This is a genomic window from Curtobacterium sp. PhB128 (assembly GCF_004340725.1).
Taxonomy (GTDB): domain Bacteria; phylum Actinomycetota; class Actinomycetes; order Actinomycetales; family Microbacteriaceae; genus Curtobacterium.
Map to the genome: position 1 here is coordinate 703,350 of NZ_SLUR01000001.1, position 18,693 is coordinate 722,042.

19 protein-coding genes are annotated in these 18,693 nt (G+C 72.3%); 9 read left to right on the forward strand and 10 right to left on the reverse strand.

Translation table 11 applies throughout. The annotated features are described in order from the left end of the window. Window positions 1-34: 34 nt before the first annotated feature. A complete protein-coding gene (locus EDF23_RS03165) occupies window positions 35-1,042 on the reverse strand; it encodes a transporter (protein ID WP_131920390.1) in 1,008 nt (335 codons plus the stop codon). A 79-nt stretch (window positions 1,043-1,121) separates the two neighbouring features. Between EDF23_RS03165 and EDF23_RS03170 the strand changes: the two genes are divergently transcribed. Further along, window positions 1,122-2,348, forward strand: a complete 1,227-nt coding sequence (locus EDF23_RS03170; protein WP_131920392.1) for a cobalamin-independent methionine synthase II family protein — start codon at window positions 1,122-1,124, stop codon at window positions 2,346-2,348. 121 nt (window positions 2,349-2,469) lie between these two features. On the opposite strand, the gene EDF23_RS03175 is transcribed toward EDF23_RS03170, so the two are convergent. Beyond that, complete coding sequence (locus EDF23_RS03175; protein ID WP_165900986.1) at window positions 2,470-3,432, reverse strand: SDR family NAD(P)-dependent oxidoreductase; 963 nt, start codon at window positions 3,430-3,432, stop codon at window positions 2,470-2,472. 76 nt (window positions 3,433-3,508) lie between these two features. Here EDF23_RS03175 and EDF23_RS19095 point away from each other — a divergent pair, with 76 nt between their 5' ends. Beyond that, entirely contained in the window at window positions 3,509-3,772 is a 264-nt protein-coding gene (locus EDF23_RS19095) for a hypothetical protein (RefSeq protein WP_123672725.1), read from the forward strand. A gap of 45 nt (window positions 3,773-3,817) precedes the next feature. Here EDF23_RS19095 and EDF23_RS03180 read toward each other — a convergent pair whose 3' ends face one another. Beyond that, complete coding sequence (locus tag EDF23_RS03180) at window positions 3,818-4,021, reverse strand: hypothetical protein (protein ID WP_111085656.1); 204 nt, start codon at window positions 4,019-4,021, stop codon at window positions 3,818-3,820. A 144-nt stretch (window positions 4,022-4,165) separates the two neighbouring features. Between EDF23_RS03180 and EDF23_RS03185 the strand changes: the two genes are divergently transcribed. After that, window positions 4,166-5,164, forward strand: a complete 999-nt coding sequence (locus EDF23_RS03185; RefSeq protein ID WP_131920394.1) for an alpha/beta hydrolase — start codon at window positions 4,166-4,168, stop codon at window positions 5,162-5,164. On the opposite strand, the gene EDF23_RS03190 is transcribed toward EDF23_RS03185, so the two are convergent. After that, window positions 5,158-5,412 (reverse strand): Rho termination factor N-terminal domain-containing protein, encoded by a 255-nt coding sequence (locus EDF23_RS03190; RefSeq protein ID WP_131920396.1) that lies wholly within the window; start codon window positions 5,410-5,412, stop codon window positions 5,158-5,160. The two genes, EDF23_RS03185 and EDF23_RS03190, sit on opposite strands and share 7 nt — an antisense overlap. A gap of 52 nt (window positions 5,413-5,464) precedes the next feature. Further along, window positions 5,465-5,806, reverse strand: a complete 342-nt coding sequence (locus tag EDF23_RS03195; protein ID WP_131920398.1) for a DUF3140 domain-containing protein — start codon at window positions 5,804-5,806, stop codon at window positions 5,465-5,467. A gap of 108 nt (window positions 5,807-5,914) precedes the next feature. Between EDF23_RS03195 and EDF23_RS03200 the strand changes: the two genes are divergently transcribed. Beyond that, on the forward strand, window positions 5,915-6,814 hold the full coding sequence (locus EDF23_RS03200) for an SDR family oxidoreductase (RefSeq protein ID WP_123938225.1): 900 nt from the start codon (window positions 5,915-5,917) through the stop codon (window positions 6,812-6,814). A gap of 180 nt (window positions 6,815-6,994) precedes the next feature. Continuing rightward, window positions 6,995-7,960 carry an isoprenylcysteine carboxylmethyltransferase family protein gene (locus EDF23_RS03205; protein WP_131920400.1) on the forward strand — a complete coding sequence of 322 codons (966 nt, stop codon included), beginning with the start codon at window positions 6,995-6,997 and terminating at the stop codon, window positions 7,958-7,960. Here the strand turns inward: EDF23_RS03205 and EDF23_RS03210 are convergent. After that, window positions 7,941-8,357, reverse strand: coding sequence for a VOC family protein (locus tag EDF23_RS03210; RefSeq protein WP_123672882.1), 417 nt, complete (start codon window positions 8,355-8,357; stop codon window positions 7,941-7,943). The two genes, EDF23_RS03205 and EDF23_RS03210, sit on opposite strands and share 20 nt — an antisense overlap. Window positions 8,358-8,510: 153 nt before the next feature. Continuing rightward, window positions 8,511-9,092, reverse strand: coding sequence for a DapH/DapD/GlmU-related protein (locus tag EDF23_RS03215; RefSeq protein ID WP_131920402.1), 582 nt, complete (start codon window positions 9,090-9,092; stop codon window positions 8,511-8,513). Between the two features lie 200 nt (window positions 9,093-9,292). On the opposite strand from EDF23_RS03215, the gene EDF23_RS03220 reads away from it, so the two are divergent. From EDF23_RS03220 to EDF23_RS03235, 4 genes are all read left to right on the forward strand, one after another. Continuing rightward, entirely contained in the window at window positions 9,293-10,135 is an 843-nt protein-coding gene (locus EDF23_RS03220; protein WP_131920404.1) for a mechanosensitive ion channel domain-containing protein, read from the forward strand. Window positions 10,136-10,368: 233 nt separating this feature from the next. Continuing rightward, entirely contained in the window at window positions 10,369-12,036 is a 1,668-nt protein-coding gene (locus EDF23_RS03225) for a SulP family inorganic anion transporter (protein WP_131920406.1), read from the forward strand. 118 nt (window positions 12,037-12,154) lie between these two features. Further along, window positions 12,155-14,710: a LuxR C-terminal-related transcriptional regulator gene (locus EDF23_RS03230; RefSeq protein WP_131920408.1), complete on the forward strand. Its 2,556-nt coding sequence runs from the start codon at window positions 12,155-12,157 to the stop codon at window positions 14,708-14,710. 144 nt (window positions 14,711-14,854) lie between these two features. Then, window positions 14,855-15,055, forward strand: coding sequence for a hypothetical protein (locus EDF23_RS03235; RefSeq protein WP_123292622.1), 201 nt, complete (start codon window positions 14,855-14,857; stop codon window positions 15,053-15,055). Window positions 15,056-15,104: 49 nt separating this feature from the next. Here EDF23_RS03235 and EDF23_RS03240 read toward each other — a convergent pair whose 3' ends face one another. Genes EDF23_RS03240 through EDF23_RS03250 form a run of 3 tightly spaced genes read right to left on the reverse strand, consistent with a single transcriptional unit; the run spans window position 15,105 to window position 18,573 of the window. After that, entirely contained in the window at window positions 15,105-16,742 is a 1,638-nt protein-coding gene (locus tag EDF23_RS03240) for a SulP family inorganic anion transporter (protein ID WP_243648790.1), read from the reverse strand. Continuing rightward, window positions 16,742-17,419 (reverse strand): GAP family protein, encoded by a 678-nt coding sequence (locus EDF23_RS03245; RefSeq protein ID WP_131920410.1) that lies wholly within the window; start codon window positions 17,417-17,419, stop codon window positions 16,742-16,744. The genes EDF23_RS03240 and EDF23_RS03245 overlap by 1 nt, the downstream gene beginning before the upstream one ends. Further along, window positions 17,416-18,573 carry an AI-2E family transporter gene (locus EDF23_RS03250; protein WP_165900987.1) on the reverse strand — a complete coding sequence of 386 codons (1,158 nt, stop codon included), beginning with the start codon at window positions 18,571-18,573 and terminating at the stop codon, window positions 17,416-17,418. Before EDF23_RS03250 ends, EDF23_RS03245 begins: the two co-directional genes overlap by 4 nt. Window positions 18,574-18,693: the final 120 nt, after the last annotated feature.

Here is an 18,693-nt window from a genome sequence, read left to right on the forward strand (position 1 = left end):
GTCGCAGAACGGGTGCTGACGCACCGCGCCACCGTCAGTGCGTCGCGGGTGCCGCGTCCTCGTCGTCGGCGGCGTGCAACACCGACTCGGCCTGCCCGAGCAAGTGCCGCGCGGCCAGGCTCAGCGACCGCACCCCGACCACGACGACGAGCAGGGTGAGCAGCACGAGCAGCACGGTCGTGGGCACCCACGCCACCGGAAGGTCGAGCACCCGGAACCACTCGATCGCCGCCGTCGCGACCGCCGCAGCCGGGAACACGAACGACCAGAACCCGAGCGAGAACCCGAGCCGGACGTACCGGGGCAGCAGGGCGAGCTGCACGAGGAGCATGAGGACCCCGAGGCCCGCGATGGCCTGCACGGGCAGGGTTCGGGCGTCGTCCGTGAGCGCGAACAGGGACACCGTCGCCACCGCGGGCGGAGCCACGAGGATCGCCATCGTGGGGACGAGCGGGTCAGGCAGTGCAGGGCGGAACGACAGCCGGATGAGGAGCAGCCCGGTCATCACGCCCCAGAAGAACACGCCGACGCCGAAGCACGCCCAGGACAGCCAGCCCACACCGACCTCGTGCGTGGCGACGGCGGCGACGAGGGCCGCGGCGACCGTCGGCAGCAGGTAGCCGCCGTGCACGGCCTCCAGGGTCAGGCGCCCCTCGAACCACGTGCTCAGCAACCACGCCGCGAACCCGGCAGCGACCGCCACCGCGAGCACCACGAGGACCTGCCCCCCGATCTCCCAGAACCGCGCGAGGTCGACGCCGAGGAGCATCGCCGTCGCGGGGACCAGGGCGGCGATCGGGCCCTGCGCGGGGTGACGGAGCTGGTCGACCAGGCGTTCGTCGACCCGGACGCCCCGCAGGACGTGCGCGCCGAGCAGCCACGACCACGCCACCGCCGCGACCACCCAGAACACCTGCGGGACGACGGCCGGCACTCCGAGGACGGGCGCCGCGTACGACCAGGTCTCCGCGAAGCCGGCCAGGCCGAACGGTGCGGCGAGGGTGTTGAGCGGGATGCGGGAGGTCGGGCGTGCGCTGGGCATAGGGGTCCCATTGTCCCCGGCTCGCGTCGTGCCGCGTAACGGAGCCCGGCTCGCAGGCGGCCCGTGGCACATTGGGCCGATGCCCTTCGAGAACAGCGACCACCTCCAGGCCACCACCGCCGGGTCGCTCCCGCGCACGCCGGAGCTCATCGCCGCGAACGCCGCCCGCCCCGTGGGCGCCGACGGCTTCACGCTCGAGACCACCGACGAGGTCCGCGCGATGACGAGCGCGGCCGTCGACGACGTCGTCGCCCGCCAGACCGCCCTCGGCATCACGCAGCCGGGTGACGGCGAGTTCGGCAAGGCGATGTCGAACAGCGTCGACTACGGCGCGTGGTGGGGCTACTCGTTCCAGCGCGTCAGCGGACTCTCGCTCACGGACGCCGACATCTTCACGCAGGAGCCGGTCCGCTCGAGCCCGGGCAACGTGCAGCTGACCAGCTTCCCGGACCGTCGCGACTGGACGATCTTCCGCGAGGCTTACACCGACCCGGCGTCGGGCATCGGTACCGGCAAGAACGCCACCGCCTTCCCCACCACGACCGGCCCGATCGCCTACACCGGGCACGAGGCCGCACGCACCGACGCCCACAACCTCAAGCACGCGGTCGAGGCCGCCGGTGCCGAGAACGGCTTCATCACCGCGCTCTCCCCCGGCTCCGCCGCCCGGGTCGCGAACGAGTACTACGCCACCGACGAAGAGCACATCTGGGCCTGGGCCGACGCGCTGCGCGAGGAGTACCGGATCATCCTCGACGCGGGCCTCGTGCTGCAGATCGACGACCCCTCGATCGCCGAGAACTGGGACCAGATCAACCCGGAGCCGAGCCTCGAGGACTACCGCGCCTTCACTCGCATCCGCGTCGAGGCGCTCAACCACGCGCTCGAGGGGCTCGACACCAGCCGCGTCCGCTTCCACCTGTGCTGGGGCTCGTGGCACGGTCCGCACACCACCGACATCGAGCTCCGCCACATCGTCGACCTGATGCTCGACATCGATGCCGGCGCGTACTCGTTCGAGGCCGCGAACGCCCGCCACGAACACGAGTGGACCGTGTGGCAGGACGTCACGCTGCCCGACGGCAAGGTGATCGTCCCCGGCGTCGTCGGCCACGCCACGAACGTCGTCGAGCACCCCGACCTGGTCGCGCAGCGCATCGAGCGGTTCGCCTCGGTCGTCGGGCGCGAGCGCGTCATCGCCGGCACCGACTGCGGCCTGGGCGGCCGCATCCACCCGCAGATCGCCGCGGCGAAGCTCCAGTCGCTCGGCGAGGGGGCACGCCGCGCGAGCGCGAAGCTCTTCTGAGCCGCACGTTCCTTCCCAGAACGGCTGCGGTAGCAAGCGAGAACGGGCGTACCTGCCACGAAGATGACGGCAGGTACGCCCGTTTCGTAGCGGTACGCCCGGTTTCGGCAGGCCTCAGGGGCTACCGCCGTGCGCGGCCGAGGACGATCGCGCCGACCGCGGCAGCGCCCCCGAGCCACACGAGCGGACGCGTGACACGCCGTCGCTTCGCGACCCAGCCGCCGTTCGTGGCGTTGCCGGCGTCCGCCGGGGCGTAGAGGTTGCCGTCGGTCGGGTCGCCCTTCCCGCGCAGCGCGAAGGTCTCGACCATCGGCTTCGTGATCTTGTGGAACAGCCCCGGGAACACGTACTGCAGCGGGACGAGCGACGCCTGGATGCGGCCGACGTAGCGGTACCGCTTCGGGTGTGTGGCGGCGGTCACGACGGCACGGCCCGCGCGCTCGACCGAGACCGTCGGCGGGAGCGGGTGCGAGTTCTTGCCGGTGTAGTTGGCGCCGTTCTGGTAGATCGGCGTGTCGATCGTCGACGGCAGCAGCGTGGTGAAGCGGATGCCGGTGTGCGCGAACTCGTCACCGAGGACGTCGACCAGGCCGAGCGCCGCGTGCTTGCTCGTGACGTAGGCCGACTGGTAGGGCGCCGACAGCAGCGACTGGATCGAGCCGACGAGCACGTAGGTGCCCGTGCCGCGCTGCTTCCAGTGCGGGAGCAGGTGCGTGATCGCGTTGAGGTGGCCGTAGAGGTTCGTGTCGACGACCCGCTTGAACGCCTCGGTGGGGGTCTGCTCGAACAGGCCGTAGACGAACAGGGCCGCGTTGCCGACGAAGACGTCGATCCGCCCGTGCCGACTCGTCACCGTGCCGATGAGGTCCTCGACCTGGTGCTCGTCGGCGACGTCCGTCGGGATCGCGACCGCATCGGCCCCGAGTGCACGGCACTCGGCGGCGGCGGCCTCCAGGGAGTCGTGGCCGCGTGCGGCGAGCACGAGCGTGGCACCCTGTCGGGCGAACTCGTGCGCCGCGGCCCTCCCGATGCCGCTCGACGCTCCGGTGACGACGACGATCTTCCCGCGGTACCGATGTCCCATGCGTCCTTGGTACGCGCCTGCTGGTCCGTTCCCGCACAGACGGGCCGTACCCCTCGCCCCGGTGCGAGGATGGAGCATGCGCAAGGACGACCTGACCGTCGACGAAGCCACGGTCATCGCCGAACACGCCCGGTCCGGTGCCCTCGAGCTGGACGACCCCGAGGTCCGCAAGGTCGTCGAGCAGGCGAACCGGGTGCTGGTCCGTGCACAGATGTGGGGCGAGGAGCGGAGTCCGAAGCTGCGTCGTCGCCGTCGGTTCATCGCGATCGGTGCGCTCGTGATGGTCCTCGTCTGGGTGGCCGGACTGCTCGTACCGCTGGCGCTGCGCTTCGGCGTGTAGCCGGAGCCGAGCCGAGACCGGAGACGAAGCGTCGGCCCCCTCGGTTCAGCGGCCGGTGCGGGCGTTCCGGGCGAGGAGCCAGAGGTACGTGCTGTGCCCGACGAGCGCCAGGCCGAAGAAGATCGCGGCGACGGCGTAGACGCGGTCGAGCTTCCCCTGCCCGATCACGAGCATCACGATGCAGAACGCCACGGCGATCGCCAGCACGCCGACCTGCACGGTCGACCAGATCCGTCGGAAGCGCGGCATGCCCGTCTCGTTCACCCGGCCATTCTCCCCCATGCCGAACCCGCCGTGCGGTCGCCCGACGTCAGCCCGCGGTACGACGCGGGCGAGGCACGTCGGTACCGTGCTCCGATGTGCGGCCCCGCAGGCGCGACCTAGCGTGCAGGCATGGACACGCACCACCCCACGGCCACCCCCACCAGCACCCCGGTCCGCCCTGCACGCCGACGCCGTCGCCCGCTCCGGATCATCGGCTTCTCGCTCGTCGGGCTCGTCGGCCTCGGCGCCCTCACGCTCGGCGGCACGGCCACCTACGACGCGATCGCGACGGCGGCGGAACGTGACGACATCCGCCCGTACGGCGAACTCGTCCCCGTCACCGGCGGCCGGGTCAACGTCGCCGTCACCGGGTCCGGGGCATCGACCGTCGTGCTGCTGCCCGGCTTCGGCACGGCATCCCCCGTGATCGACTTCGCCCCGCTCGTCGACCGGCTGCAGGACACGCACCGGGTGGTGGTCGTCGAGCCGCTCGGGTACGGCCTGAGCGACGGCACCGACCGGCCCCGGACCAGCGCGAACATCGTCGACGAGGTGCACCAGGCGCTGTCGACGCTCGGCATCGACCGCTACGTGCTCGCGGGGCACTCGGTCGCCGGGATCTACGCGCTCGAGTACACGAACACGTACCCGGACGAGGTGCAGGCGTTCGTCGGCATCGACAGCAGTGTGCCGACGCAGCCCGGCATCGACGAGGCCGTCGGGTCGGGCCTGTTCCGCTTCGTGAAGGCCACCGGGCTCGCCCGTGTGCTCACTGCCGTGTCCGGCGACGCGTACGCCGGGTTGCCCTACACCGATGCGCAGAAGGAGCAGATGACCCTGCTGTCACACCGCACCAGCATGCGCGCGACGTACCTGGACGAGTACGAGCACCTCGGCGCGAACTTCCGGCACGCCCGCAGCCTCGCGTTCCCCGCCGATCTGCCGGTCCGCCTGTTCGTCGTGGGCGACGACCCGGAGGTGCCGGGGTGGGAGCGCCTGCACCGTGAGCAGGCGGCGTCGGTCACCGACGGCCAGGTCGTCCTGCTCGACGGCGGGCACTACCTGCACCACACGCACGCGGCGGAGATCGCCGAGGGCATCGACGCGATCGCCGACCTCGGTCAGTGATCCCGGAGCGCCTCGACGAACTCGGCCTTGCGCTTCGACGAGTACCCGGTCAGGCCGAGCTCCTTCGCCCGCTTCCGGAGGTCCGCGACGGTCCAGTCGTCGTACGAGCCGGACTCACCGCCCTTCCTCCCGACGGCCTCCTTGCCGCGGGCCGCTGCGGCGTTGCTGATCCGCGCGGCCTTCTCCTTCGAGTTGCCCTCCTTGCGGAGCTCCTCGTACATGTCCGGCTTCTTGAGTTGGTTCGGCATGGTGCGTCACGGTACGCGCGGCGGCCCGGCGTCGTTCCGAGCCGCCGGCGGCTCAGTGCTTATCGGGGTCGTGGCCCCAGTTCATCAACGACCACCGCCACGGGGTGTCGTGCACGTCGCCGTCCGGCCGCTGCTCCGAGTGCCGGGCGACGTAGCCGACGACCTTCCGCATGTGGGCGTGGTCGTCGCCGGTCCGGTCCGCCTTGTGCTTCTCGAGGATCCGGATGACGTGCCGCCCGCTCTCGTGCCCGGTCGACTCACCGCCGCCCGGGGGCTTCTGCCCGACGTGCTTCGACTCGTCGGTGTCGAGCCACTCGCGGAGCTCCGACGGGGTCATGTTCACCGCGTCGGCGAAGTCGCGCTCGGTCTGCTGGTCGTCGTCGTCGTCACTCATGGCCCCGAGGCAACCCCGCCGTCCTGGACGGGTGCGCAGGGCGGATGGCGCTCCGCCGCCGTCCAGCCGGGACGGGTTCCGTGGAGGCACGAGCAGGAAGGAACTCGCATGCCCACCGACCAGTACGAACACGGCGACCCGCGCACCCGCTACCCCGACGTCAAGCCGGAGCCGCAGACGCAGGACGAGCCGGGCCTCCAGTCCGCCATGGACCCGGTCCCCGACCTGGGCGAGACGAGCTACCGGGGCACCGGCCGGCTCGCCGGCCGCAAGGCCCTGATCACCGGCGGCGACTCCGGCATCGGCGGCGCCGTCGCGATCGCGTTCGCCCGCGAGGGCGCCGACGTCGCGATCGCCTACCTGCCGGAGGAGCAGTCCGACGCCGACCACGTGCTCGAGCAGATCCGTGCCGCCGGACGCACCGCCGTGGCGATCCCCGGCGACCTGCGTGACAAGGCGTACGCGCAGGAGCTCGTCGACCAGGCCGTCGCCGGACTCGGCGGACTCGACGCCCTGGTGAGCGTCGCCGGCAAGCAGCGCTGGCAGCCGGACGTGCTCGACATCACCGACGACCAGTTCGAGGCGACCTTCGACGTGAACGTCTTCGGGCTGTTCCGCCTCGTCAAGGCGGCGCTCCCGCACCTGGAGCCCGGTGCGACGATCACCACGACGGCGTCCATGGAGGCGTACAAGCCGGCACCCGACCGCCTCGACTACGCGGCGTCGAAGGGCGCGATCAACAACCTGTCGAAGGGGCTGTCCCAGCTGCTCGTCGAGCGCGGCATCCGCGTGAACGTCGTCGCTCCCGGGCCGACATGGACGGTCCTGCAGCCGAGCGGCGGCGTCGACCCGTCGACGCTGCCCGAGTTCGGCAGCAGCGAGTCGCCGATGGGCCGCGCCGGACAGCCAGCCGAACTCGCACCGGCCTACGTCTTCCTGGCGTCGGACGAGTCGAGCTACGTCGTCGGCGAGACGCTCAACGTGAACGGCGGCATGGTCACGCCCTGACCTGCACCGCGCGCCGCGCGCCGCGCGCCGACGGGCAGGTCAACCGCGAGGACTGATCCGCGCCACATCGTGAGCAGGAATGGTCGGGTTCGCTTGCAGCACCCGACCATTTCTGCTCACGAAGCGCCCCCGAGCCCGACCCCGACCCGCCCCGCGGTCGCCCACTGCTAGCGTGCAGACGTGTCCTGGGGCCGGCTCTACTTCGCACTGCAGGCCCTCGGCGGCGCGGTGTGGTGGATCACCGTCGCGACCGTCCCCGCCGTCCGGACGCTCACGCTCGGCTCACTGGACCCGGTGGTCGTCGCCGCCCTCGACGTCCCGCTCTTCGTCGTGGCCTCGGCGCTCGCGGCGGTCTCCGCGGGCATGGTCGGGCGGGTCTCGGCGAGCGTCGCCACCGTGTGGACCGCGCTCGTCCTCGCCGGACTCGCCGTCTGGGCGACCGGCACCGGCGAGGCCGGCTGGGGCGTCGTCGTCATGACCGCGGCGACCGTCGGCTCCGTGCTGGCCCTCGCCCTCGTCCTGCTCGGCCGGGTACCGACCGAGTGGTTGACGTCCGGTCCACTGCGGTTCCGCACCGCCGACCCGGGTGCCGCGACGTCACGGCACGTGGTCGCGACGACCGTGCAGATCGTCGTCTTCTGGGGGCTGTTCCTCGGGGTGTTCCCCGTGGCCATCGCCGCGGCCGAGCACCGCTGGCGGCTGCACCCCGCACTGCCCGGACCGGTCGTGACCGCGCTGCTGGTGGTCGGGCTCGTCGTCCTCGCGCTCGCCAGCGCGCTCGGCATCGCGTCGGCGGCGGCGATGTCGACCAAGGGCGCTGGCACCCCGCTGCCGTCCGCCAGTGCGAACCGGTTGGTCGTCGCCGGACCGTACCGCTCGGTGCGCAACCCGATGGCGCTCGCCGGCATCACGCAGGGCGTCGCCGTCGGGCTGCTGCTCGGGTCGTGGATGGTCGTCGTCTACGCGCTCGCCGGGTCGATCGTGTGGAACTGCGTGGTCCGGCCGCTCGAGGAGGCCGACCTCGAGGCCCGCTTCGGCGAGGACTTCCGCCGATACGCCGCCCGTGTCCGGTGCTGGGTGCCGCGGTGGCCGATCGCCGCGAGCGTCGGCGGGGTCCCCGTCTCCGTCAGCTCGCCGCGCCGGTGATGTTCACGAGCCACGTGACCCGGAACCGGTCGGTGAGCATCCCGAAGGTGTCGCCCCACGGGGCCGTCGTGAGCGGTTCGATGATCGACGCGCCCTCGGCGAGCCCGTTCCAGTAGCGGGTCAGGGCCTCGTGGTCGTCGCCGCTGAGCGACAACGAGATCGTGCTCTCCGACGGCGTCTCCATGCCCGTCGGCGCGTCCGAGGCCATCAGCAGCAGGCCGTTCTCGCCCTCGAGCTGCCCGTGCATGACCTTGTCGGCGTCGGCGGGGTCCTGGCTCATGCCGGCTTCGCCGAAGGTGCCGATCGTGAGCTCGCCGTGGAACACCGAGTGGTAGAAGTCGAGGGCTTCGCGGGCCCCCGAGCGGAAGCCGAGGTACGGGTTGAGACGCACGGACATGGTGGACTCCTCACGACGGGCGGGCGCCGTCGCCCGCTGCGCGCCCATCGTCGCAGACGGCGGGTGTGCACGGAAGTGCGCGGGGCACTGGTGGGACGCATGCGGAAGGCGGACGGGAGGCCCGTGGCGGCGCCGCCCCGCGCCTCCAGGCCGTCAGGCGGTCGCTCTGCGGTCCGTGGCCGGGTCTGCCCCGGCCAGGTCACGGATGCGCTTCGCCGGCACGCCGGCGTAGACGCCGTGCGCCAGCAGGCGCCCGGTGACGACCGCGCCGGCCGCGACGACCACGTCGTGCTCGATGTGCGCGCCGGGCAGGATCGTCGCACGGCCGCCGATCCACACGCGGTCCTCGATGACCACCGGACGGCCGGTCGGCGTCTCGCTCCACCGGCCTTCGGCGTCGATCGGGTGGTGGCTCGTCATGATGAGGACCTGCATGCCGATGGCCGCGTTCGCTCCGATGGTGACCGGTGCGATGGCTTCGACGGTCACGCCGCGGTTGCAGTAGACACCTCGAGCCACGGAAAGGTTGCGCGGGTCTCCGGTGAGCGAGAAGCCGGGGCCCGGCGCCGACTCCACGTGCGCCCCAGCCGTCTTCAGGATCAGCTGTCGCAGCACGCGCGGCAGGAACGGCGAACCGAGCAGAACGGTGAGGACGAGGTGCTCCCGAGCGTGCGCGGTGTCCTCGCGCAGCAGGCGGACCAACATGGAGGGGACGGGGACGGCTGGCGTGGCCATGCGGCCTCCTGGGCTCGGGGGACAGTGCGGGGTCGCACAGCCGAAACGTAGGCGCTGCAGGGCCGCTCGACAACGGACGCACTGGTGGTTGCGCGATCCTTGCGGTATCGCCCGCCGGCCGGCACGACGGCGATCTCACCCGGTCGGTGCGATCCGGGCAGCACCCGCGCTCGCCTAGCGTGCTGCGGCTGGGAGGCGACATGCAGGAGTTCGTGAACGGTCTGGTGCAGAACTCGTCCTTCGGCGCCTGGGACGTGGTCCTCGCCGTCGTCGTCCTGGTCGTCGGGTGGTTCGTGTCCGTGTGGGCCCGGCGGGGCGTCGTCGTGGCGCTGGCGAAGTGGAGCGGACTCGGGCCGAGCGGGACGAACCTCGTGGCGCGTCTCGTGCGCTACTCGATCCTCCTGCTCACGATCGGCATCGTCCTCACCGTGCTCGGAGCGCCGTTGCAGCCGGTGCTCGCCGCGGTGATCATCATCAGTGCGGTCGCGTTCCTGGCCCTGCGCGGGATCGCGGCGAACTTCGGCGCGGGTCTGGTCATCCAGGCCCGACGACCGGTGCGGATCGGCGACTCGATCGAGGTCGAGGGCGTGGCCGGCCGCATAGTCGAGTTGACGGGGCGTTCCGTCCTGCTGGCCACCTCGGACGGCAGGACGATCCGGATCCCGAACACCATGCTGCTCGAGAACCCGCTCTGGAACGCCAGCGAGTCGGGGGCGGTCCGGAGCGAGATCCGGGCGCGGCTGCACGGGTCACCGGACCTCGACCGGGTCTGCCCGGTGCTGCTGGACGCGGTGGCTTCGGTGTCCTCGGTGGCTTCGGGGTCCTCGGTGTCGTCGACGGATCCCGAGGTCTTCCTGCACACGATCACGCCGGCCTGGGCGGACATCACCATCCGGTTCTGGTCCGCGTACGACGACCGCGAAGCCGCCCGGTCGTCGGTGGTGCGCGCGGTCGCGGTGGCGCTCGGCGGGGCCGGCCTGACCTGCTCGGTGTCGTCGGACGGACCACGGTTCCTGACCGCGCTCGTCGACGCCGTGGACTGACGGTTCTGCGGGGTCGTGCGGGGTCGTGCGGGGTCGTGCGGGGTCGTCCGGGGTCTTGCGATCTCACCCGTTCCGGGCGTGCACGTCGACGTGCCGGGCCGTGAGGCTCGTCGCGCAGACCAACGAACAGGAGCGGACCGTGGCCGAGCAGCACTCCGGCAAGAACGTGCACGACGTGAGCGACCGCGCCGTTCTCGAAGCGCACCTCGCCACCTCGCACTCCCGCGACTGAGATGGCGCCCCGACCGGCACCGGTGCCGGCGCGCAGCCGGACCTGGTTCGCCCCCACCATCCGCGGGTACGACCGCAGCTGGCTCGGGTCCGACGTCCTCGCCGGCCTGAGCGCCGGTGCGGTCGTCGTCCCCCAGGCGATGGCCTACGCGAGCATCGCGGAGCTGCCGGCACAGGTCGGGCTCTACACGTGCATGGCGCCGATGGCCGTCTACGCCCTGCTGGGCGGATCGCGTGCGTTGAGCGTGTCGACGACGTCGACGATCGCGACGCTCAGCGCCACGACGTTCGTCTCCGCGGGCGTCGCGGTCTCGACCGACGACGCGCTCCGGGCGCTGTCGACCCTCACCCTGCTCGTCGGGGTCGTCCTCGTCGTCGCCCGGCTGCTCACCCTGGGGTCGCTCGTCGAGAACATCAACAAGTCGACGCTGATCGGTGTCCAGATCGGGGTCGGCGCGACCGTCGCGGTCGGGCAGCTGCCGAAGCTGCTCGGACTCACCGACGACCCGACCGGAGCCGGGTTCATCCGCTCCGCCGTTGCGGTCATCGAGGCGCTCCCCCGTGCACACGGACCGACGGTCGTGCTGTCGGTCGCCTCGATCGCCGTGCTCCTGCTGCTGCGCCGGTTCGCACCCGCGGTGCCGGGGCCGCTCGTCGTGGTCGCCGGCGGCATCGCTGCCTCGGCCGCCCTGCACCTGACCGACCTCGGCGTCGAGGTCATCGACCCCGTCCCGACCGGTCTCCCGCTGCCCGTGCTGCCCGACCCGACCCTCGTGCCCGCGATGCTCCCCGGTGCACTCGGCATCGCGATGATGGCGTTCCTCGAGTCCGCGGCGGTGGCGCGTGGGATCCGGCAGCCGAGCGAGCCGCCGATCGACAGTGACCGCGAGCTGCTCGCGACCGCCGCGGCGAACCTCGCCGGCTCCCTGACCCAGACGCTGCCGGCCGCCGGCGGGTTCTCGCAGAGCGCGGTCAACCAGCGGGCCGGCGCACGCACGCAGGTGTCGACACTGGTGACCGTCGCGCTCGCGGTGCTGGTCGCGCTCGTCCTCGGACCGGTCCTGGCCCTGATGCCGACGGCGACCCTCGCCGCCCTCGTCGTCACCGCCGTCGTCGGACTCATCGACGTCGCCGCGCTCCGGAGGTTGGCCCGCATCAGCCGACGCGACTTCTGGCTCGCCGTGGTGACCGCGGCGGTCGGACTGACCGCCGGGCTGCTGGCAGCCGTCGTCGCCGGGGTCGCCGGGACGTACTTCCTGGTCCTCCGCGAGCTGCAGCGCGTCCGGCTGGCCCCGGGTCCCGTCGTCGGCAGGACGATCAGCGCACGGATCGAGGGCGCCGTGTACACCGCGAACGTCCTGGCGTACGAGGACGCCGTCCTCCGGCTCGCCGGCGCCGCCAGCGCCGATCGCGTCGACGGCGTCGTCCTCGACCTCTCCCGGATGTACGAAGCGACCGTCACCGTCCTCGACGGCCTCGCCGAGCTCGATCACGAGCTCGCGCGGCGCGGCGTCACACTCCTGCTCGTGGGCCTCCCCGGATCGGCCTGGGAGACCGCGGCACGGACCACTTGGTTCCGCGGACTCGTCGACGACGACAGGGTGCTGCCGACGGTCGACGCCGCGATGACGGCACGGGCCGCACGGGCGGAGCGGGGCGACCCGGATTGAGGCCGCAGGCCCTCACCCGGATGGGGTGAATGTCCTGCACGCGCACGACGATCCCTCGCCTCAGCCGTCCGCCGCACCTATCGTGAGCACTGCAAGCCTTTTCAGGGAAAGGCCTCACATGTACACCATCCAACAGACCAGGAGCAGCGGACGGCGCACCGGCACGGGGACGCCGGTCGGGTCGGATCCGACCACGACGGTCTCACCAACCGATGCGCTGGAGCGACCGCGGCTGCTCGACCACCTCCGACGGTTCCGATGCTCCGACCGACGGCTGCTCACCATGTGGGCGCCGGGTGGCGCCGGCAAGTCCACCGCGCTCGCCGCGTGGGCCGAGGTCCTCGAGGCGGACGACGTCGTCGTGCGGTGGCTCGACGCGGACACGCTGCTGCAGGAGGACCCGCCGCCGGCCGTGCACGACGACACCGAGCAGTGGCTGTTCCTCGACGACGCCGACCGTCTGCTCGGCGGGCTCGGTGTCCCGCCGCTCATCCGACTCATGCGCGCGTGCGGTCCCCGGACCCGCGTCGTCGTCGCCGGACGCTTCGAGCCGAGCGGGTTCGCCGCCGTCACGCAGGCGGCCGGCGGGCGGCTCGTCGTCCCGACGCAGGACCTCGCGTTCAGCGTCGAGGACACGCTGGCCCTCGCGCTCCGATTCGACCTGGTGCTGCCGGTCCAGGATGCCGAGACGCTCACCCACCGGACGGCGGGGTGGGCTGCTGGGCTCGCGCTGGCGATGCCGTACCTGCTCGAACAGCCCGACCGCGGCGCAGCGGTCCGCCACTTCGGCGGCGACCAGCACCAGGTCGCCGACTACCTGGTGGCGCGGGTCCTCGACACGCTGGACGACGACCACCGCGACGTCCTGATGCGAACGGCCGTCGGGTCCGAGGTCCCGCTCGCCCTCGCCGTCGAGCTCACCGGGCGTGCCGATGTCGGCACGGTGCTGCAGCGGCTGAGCGCCCGGAACGTGCTCGTGACCACGAGTGCCGACCAGGACGGCTTCCGGTTCCACCCGATCCTCGCCGGCTTCATGCGCGCCGAGTTCCGTCGCCGCGACGAGTGCGGTGCGGTGCGCAACCACGTCGCGGCGGCCGGGTGGTACGAGTCCAGGGGTCTGCACGTCCTCGCCCTCGAACAGGCACTGCTCACGCGCGACCAGTCGGCGGTGCGCGGGCAGCTGGAGCGATCCGGCGGTGTCCTGCTCATGCAGGGCCGCGCGGCCATCGTGGCGACGGCACTGCGCGCACTCCCGACGAGCCAGGACTCACTGGCCACGCTCACGATCCGCATCGGCATGGACGCCCCGTCGTTCCCGGACCGCATCGGCACCGAGGAACGGTTCGCCCAGGCGGCCGTGCAGCTCGCTGCCGCGACACCCGACGAAGCACGGGCCTGGCGGCCGGTGGTCGAGGCGCTCCGGTCGTTCACGGTCGAGGACCCCGACGACGCCTCGGCGCGGTTGCAGGAACTCGGCGCGTACCTGCGGCAGACGCCCGTCGAGTCGCTCGACGTCGCGCTGCTGCTCCGGGCTGCGGTCGCCTGGTGCCTCGTCGTCGCCGGCCGTCGACGCGACGCCGACCAACTGCTCCGCTCGATCCAGGCCGCCGCCGCACACGCCGGGTTCTCGTGGGTCTTCCTCATCGCCTGCGACACCGCCGCGACGCTCGCCGTCCGCACCGGCGACTGGCGGACGGCCTGTGAGTACGAGGCGCGGATGGGCGCACTGCCCTTCGACACCGCGCCGCCCTACAACCGCGCGACCGCCCGCGCCCTGCTGCTCGCGACGTCCCGCGCCTACCTGCGCTGCGAACCGGTGTCGTTCACCTCGCTGCACCGCATCGACCAGGCCGACCCGACCGGCAGCGAGCTCGGGCTGCTCTTCCAGGTGCGCGCACTGCTCCTCGTCGCGGCCATCGACGCCTCGCCCGCCCCGCGGGAGGCCCTCGCCCGCCTCGTGCAGCTCGTCCGCTTCGACGGCCGAGACCACCCGCGGGTGGTCGCCGGGGCCGCGACGCGCCTGCACGCCTGGTCGAGCACGCTCCACGGCGCACCCGCAGCGGCCGAGGTCCGCCGCATCGTCGCCGACGTCCTCGGCACCGAATCGCTCGAGGTGAACACGCTCCGGCTGCTGGCCGGCGGGCGGACCGACCACCTCGTCGAACGCGACCTGGCCGCGGCGGTCGACGGCGACGACGCGGCGTGGTCCGGGACGAGCATCGTGAACGCCCACCTCGCCCTCGCCGAGCACGCGTGCACGCAGGGCCGACCCGTCGAGGCAGCCGAGCGGGTCCGCCGCGCGCTCGCCGTCAGCGAGGAGTTCGGGTACGCCCGCGAGTTCCTCGCCTGCCGGGGTGCGGGCGCGCAGCTGGTGTTCCGGCACCACGGGTCGTACGGGGCGCTCGAGCCGTACGCCGACCACGTCCTCGCGCTGGCGGAGCACGAGCGGATTGGCGTCGGACTGGAGCGTCCGGAGGCCACGGTCCCGCTGACCCCCAAGGAGCAGGAGCTGTTGCTCGAGCTCCCGGCGCACCAGACCGTCGCCGAGATCGCGGCGAAGCACCACCTCAGCGTGAACACGATCAAGACCCACCTGCGGAGCATCTACGGCAAGCTGTCCGCCGCGGGGCGCACCGAGGCGGTGCAGGCCGCTCGTCGGCGCGGCCTGCTCTGAGGCGGTCCGGCCGGGGACCCGGCGCGCTCGGGCCGGACCTCCGAAGCGCTGCGGACACGACGGAGACCTCACCCGGATCAGGGGAACCCCGCACCGGCCCCCGCGCGGGATGATCGTGGCTCCACGACGAGCAGGAGGCCGACGATGAGCCGCTACGAGGTCCGTCTTCCCTACGCGATGTCGGAGACCCTCGTCGCCGCGTTCCCGGAGTTCTCGCTGGTGCAGATCGGCCCCGGCGAGACGCTGCTCGTCGGCGACCTGTCCGACCAGACCCAGCTGCACGGGCTGCTGGCCCGGATCGCCGACCTCGGGCTCGACATCGCCGAGCTCCGGCAGCTGCGCTGACCACCGGCGGGCACGCGCGGCCTCGGAGGCCTCGGTGGCCTCGGTGGCCTCAGCGGCCGAGTTCGGCGACGGCCGCCCGGTTGCTCGGGAAGAAGCGGCTGCTCCCGACCAGGTCGAAGTGCTCGAGGTCGGCCCGCGTCGCCGCCCGCGCCCGCGAGAAGCCGACCTCGACCCCGTTGGCGCGGGCCCAGTCGAGCGCCTCGCCCGCGACGTCCGCCGCGGTCGTGTCGATCCCGGTGACCGCGCTGCAGTCGAGCACCAGTGCGTGCACCGGGACGGCCTGGTCGCCGGGCGCGAGCACGGAGCGGACCGCCGATGCGAAGCGCTGGGCGTTGCCGAAGAAGAGCGGTCCGGAGAACCGGAGGACCACGACGCCGGGTGCCGACGAGACGCTGCCGTCTCGGGCGGCCCGGAACACGTCGACCGGCTCGCCGCTCGGCACCAGGACGTCGGCGGGCGGGTTCGCGGCGGACCGGATGACGTTGACGAGCGACAGGACGAAGGCGATCGCGACGCCGATGATCGGGCCGAGCAGCAGCACCCCGAGGAAGCAGACCGCGGCGACGGCGAACTCGAACCGTCGGAGCCGCCAGAGCCGGGCGAAGTCGCGGAGGCCCAGGAGCGGCACGACCGCGACGGCGACGATCGCGCCGATCGCCGGCGACGGGATGTCCTGGAGCAGCGCAGTGCCGAAGCAGACGACGAGCAGGGTCAGCACCGCGGCGATCAGCGACGGCAGCTGGGTCCTGGACCCGCTCTGGTCCATGGCCGCCGTCCGCGACGCCGACGAACCGACCGTGAACCCGCCGGTGAGGCCGGAGCCGAGGTTCGCTGCACCGAACGCCCAGAGGTCGCGGTTCGCCCGGTCCGTGTAGTCGTGCGCCTCGGCGTACCGGCGGGCCACGAGCAGCCCCTCGGCCATCGCGACGAGGGTCAGTGCGACGGCGCTCGGGATGACCTGGAGCCACTGGTGCCACGAGATCTGCGGCCACGTCAGGGTCGGTGGTCCGGCGGGCACGTCGCCGAGCACGGCCACGCCGGCGTCGTCCAGCCGGAACACGACCAGGACGACGGTCGTCAGGACGAGCACGACGAGTGCCCACGGGATCGCTCGGAACCGACGGCCGATGACCAGCACGGCCACGGACCCGACGGACAGGCACACCGACCACACGTTGAGGTGTCCGAGCCCGGTGACGAGTTCCCCGAACCGTGGGAGGAACTCGTCACCGCTGTTCACCTTGACCCCGAGCATCTTCGCCACCTGGCTGAGCAGGATGTCGAGCGCGAGCCCGCCGACGAACCCGACCAGGATGGGCGCGGACAGGAAGTTCGCCAGGAACCCCAGCTTCAGGACGGCGCACAGGGCGAACACGACGGCGCCGACGAGTGCCTGCGCCAGTGCGAGCTGGACGTACGACGCGCTGCCCGTCGCCGCGAGCCCGGCGAGCGAGGATCCGACGAGCGCGGCCGCTGCGGCGTCCGGCGACGCCACCAGCTGCCGACTCGACGCGAGCAGGGCGAACAGCACCGCCGGCACGATCAGGGAGTACAGCCCGGCGGTCGGTGGCAGACCGGCGATCTGCGCGTACCCGATGTTCAGCGGGATGGCGATCGCTGCGAGGGTCACGCCGGAGAGTGCCTCCGTGCGCCACGAGTGACGGTCGAGCCCGGCCAGGATGCGCATCAGAACGCACCGATGCCCTTGCCGATGGTCGTCACACCGATGACGAGCAGCAGGACGGCCATGATCGTGGCGTTGTTGGCGGTGAGCCAGTCGCGCAGCGCCCCGAGTGCTCCCTGCACCCGGGTGCGGGCGACCAGGTAGCCGACGACGGGGACGGCGATGCTCAGCGAGGCGAGGACGACGAACACGACGAGCGCCCAGACGACCGACCCGGTGTCTGCGCCGCTGGTGCCGACGGTGACGCCGGCTGCCACGGCCATCATGAGGTTCTTCGGGTTGACGGCGGCGAGCAGAAAGGCCAGTCCGGCGGCGCGCACCGGTGTCATCGAGTCGATCGCGGACATCCACTTCGGGGGCGTCGCGGTGGTCCCAGGGGCCGGCCGGGCGCGCCACTGCCGGACAGCGAGCAGCACGAGCAGCGCGCCGAGCACCAGCTTCACGGCACCGGCGACGGGTTGCGATGCGTCGGGGTCATCGGCCGGGATCAGGGACGACAGCAGGGTGACGACCACGACGGCCACCGCGATGCCGACGACCCAGCCGACCAGGAACGCCGTCGCGACCGACCTGGCGCGCGGTGTGAGCAGCATCAGGATCGCGGCGATGATCGGGATCGGGCTGATCGCGATGGTCACGGCCTGCGGCAGGAGCTCGCCGATGAGCGGAGCGGTGTTCACGGGGTGCCCTTCGTTGTCGTGGTGCCGCCGGGAGCGGTCGGTGCGCGGCGTTCCGTCCGCCGAGTGGGTGGCCCGAGGCCGGTCACGTCGCCGAGGACCGGGCGCATCCACCGCGCGTCCTGGTTCGCGTCGACCAGGACCGCGCGGACCAGCAGGGTCAGCGGGATGGCGAGGACGGCACCCATCGGCCCGAGCACGGCCGACCAGAAGACGACGGACAGGAACGCGATGGTCTGGTTGAGGGAGACCGCCGACCCGACGATGTGCGGCTGCAGGCCGGACTGGATGACCCCGTTGATCACGGCGTAGACGACGATGACGACGATCGCGTTCTGCCAGCCGTTCGCGAGCAGGGCGAGGATCACCGGCGGGATGATGCCGATCCAGTACCCGATGTTCGGGATGAAGCCGGTGATGAAGGCCAGCAGACCCCAGAGCGCCGCACCGGGGACCCCGAGCAGGACCAGCGCGAGGGCGTCGAGCGCGGAGACCGCGGCGCCGAGGACGGCCGTGACGACCATGTACCGGCGGACACTGACGGTGAACCCGGTGAGTGCTTCGACGAGCTGGGGACGGACCGGCCGGAGCCGGTCGGCGATGAGTCGCCCCCATCCGGCGTCGAGGGTCATGAAGACGATCAGCGCGAGGACGACGAACAGGCCGACGCCGAGGCCGAAGACGCTGCCGACCAGGTCCGACACCGCGCCGATGACGGTACCGGGATTGAGACCCGCCAGCAGTTTCTGCACCTCCTGCTGCCCGACGCCGAGCGACGTCAACCACTGCCCGAGCTGGTCCTCCACCGCGTGCATCTGGTCGGCGTACTGCGGGAACAGCGTGGCGAACTGGGCGACCGAGACCACGAGCGCCAGCGAGAACCCCACCAGCAGCACCAGGATCACCACGATGACGACCGCCGAGGCGAGGCTCCGGGCGAAGCCGAGTCGTTCGAGGAACACCCGGGCCGGCTGGACGCAGATGGTGACGACGAGGGCGAGCGCCGTGGGAGCGATGATGCCGGCGAACCGGGAGCAGCCGACGGCGACGACGACCGCTGCGGCGAGACCGAGCATGATGCGCAGCCCGCGACCGGACCCGACCGCGGCTGTCGGCGCGGCTGCGGGCGCGGCGTCGGGCGCGGCGGCGCTCGGCATCGTCGGATCGTCGGGTCGGCGCGGTCGGCGCGGTCGGCGCGGTCGGCGCGGTCGGTGCTTCCAGAGTGACATCGGGGCCTCGTCTCCCTCGCGGCCCCGGTCCCCGGATGCCGTGCTCGG

Coding starts and splice junctions, on each gene's coding strand:
- EDF23_RS03165 (WP_131920390.1), bottom strand. CDS start 1,042: ATGCCCAGCGCACGCCCGACCTCCCGCATCCCGCTCAACACCCTCGCC.
- EDF23_RS03170 (WP_131920392.1), top strand. CDS start 1,122: ATGCCCTTCGAGAACAGCGACCACCTCCAGGCCACCACCGCCGGGTCG.
- EDF23_RS03175 (WP_165900986.1), bottom strand. CDS start 3,432: ATGGGACATCGGTACCGCGGGAAGATCGTCGTCGTCACCGGAGCGTCG.
- EDF23_RS19095 (WP_123672725.1), top strand. CDS start 3,509: ATGCGCAAGGACGACCTGACCGTCGACGAAGCCACGGTCATCGCCGAA.
- EDF23_RS03180 (WP_111085656.1), bottom strand. CDS start 4,021: ATGCCGCGCTTCCGACGGATCTGGTCGACCGTGCAGGTCGGCGTGCTG.
- EDF23_RS03185 (WP_131920394.1), top strand. CDS start 4,166: ATGGACACGCACCACCCCACGGCCACCCCCACCAGCACCCCGGTCCGC.
- EDF23_RS03190 (WP_131920396.1), bottom strand. CDS start 5,412: ATGCCGAACCAACTCAAGAAGCCGGACATGTACGAGGAGCTCCGCAAG.
- EDF23_RS03195 (WP_131920398.1), bottom strand. CDS start 5,806: ATGAGTGACGACGACGACGACCAGCAGACCGAGCGCGACTTCGCCGAC.
- EDF23_RS03200 (WP_123938225.1), top strand. CDS start 5,915: ATGCCCACCGACCAGTACGAACACGGCGACCCGCGCACCCGCTACCCC.
- EDF23_RS03210 (WP_123672882.1), bottom strand. CDS start 8,357: ATGTCCGTGCGTCTCAACCCGTACCTCGGCTTCCGCTCGGGGGCCCGC.
- EDF23_RS03215 (WP_131920402.1), bottom strand. CDS start 9,092: ATGGCCACGCCAGCCGTCCCCGTCCCCTCCATGTTGGTCCGCCTGCTG.
- EDF23_RS03220 (WP_131920404.1), top strand. CDS start 9,293: ATGCAGGAGTTCGTGAACGGTCTGGTGCAGAACTCGTCCTTCGGCGCC.
- EDF23_RS03225 (WP_131920406.1), top strand. CDS start 10,369: ATGGCGCCCCGACCGGCACCGGTGCCGGCGCGCAGCCGGACCTGGTTC.
- EDF23_RS03230 (WP_131920408.1), top strand. CDS start 12,155: ATGTACACCATCCAACAGACCAGGAGCAGCGGACGGCGCACCGGCACG.
- EDF23_RS03235 (WP_123292622.1), top strand. CDS start 14,855: ATGAGCCGCTACGAGGTCCGTCTTCCCTACGCGATGTCGGAGACCCTC.
- EDF23_RS03240 (WP_243648790.1), bottom strand. CDS start 16,742: ATGCGCATCCTGGCCGGGCTCGACCGTCACTCGTGGCGCACGGAGGCA.
- EDF23_RS03250 (WP_165900987.1), bottom strand. CDS start 18,573: ATGCCGAGCGCCGCCGCGCCCGACGCCGCGCCCGCAGCCGCGCCGACA.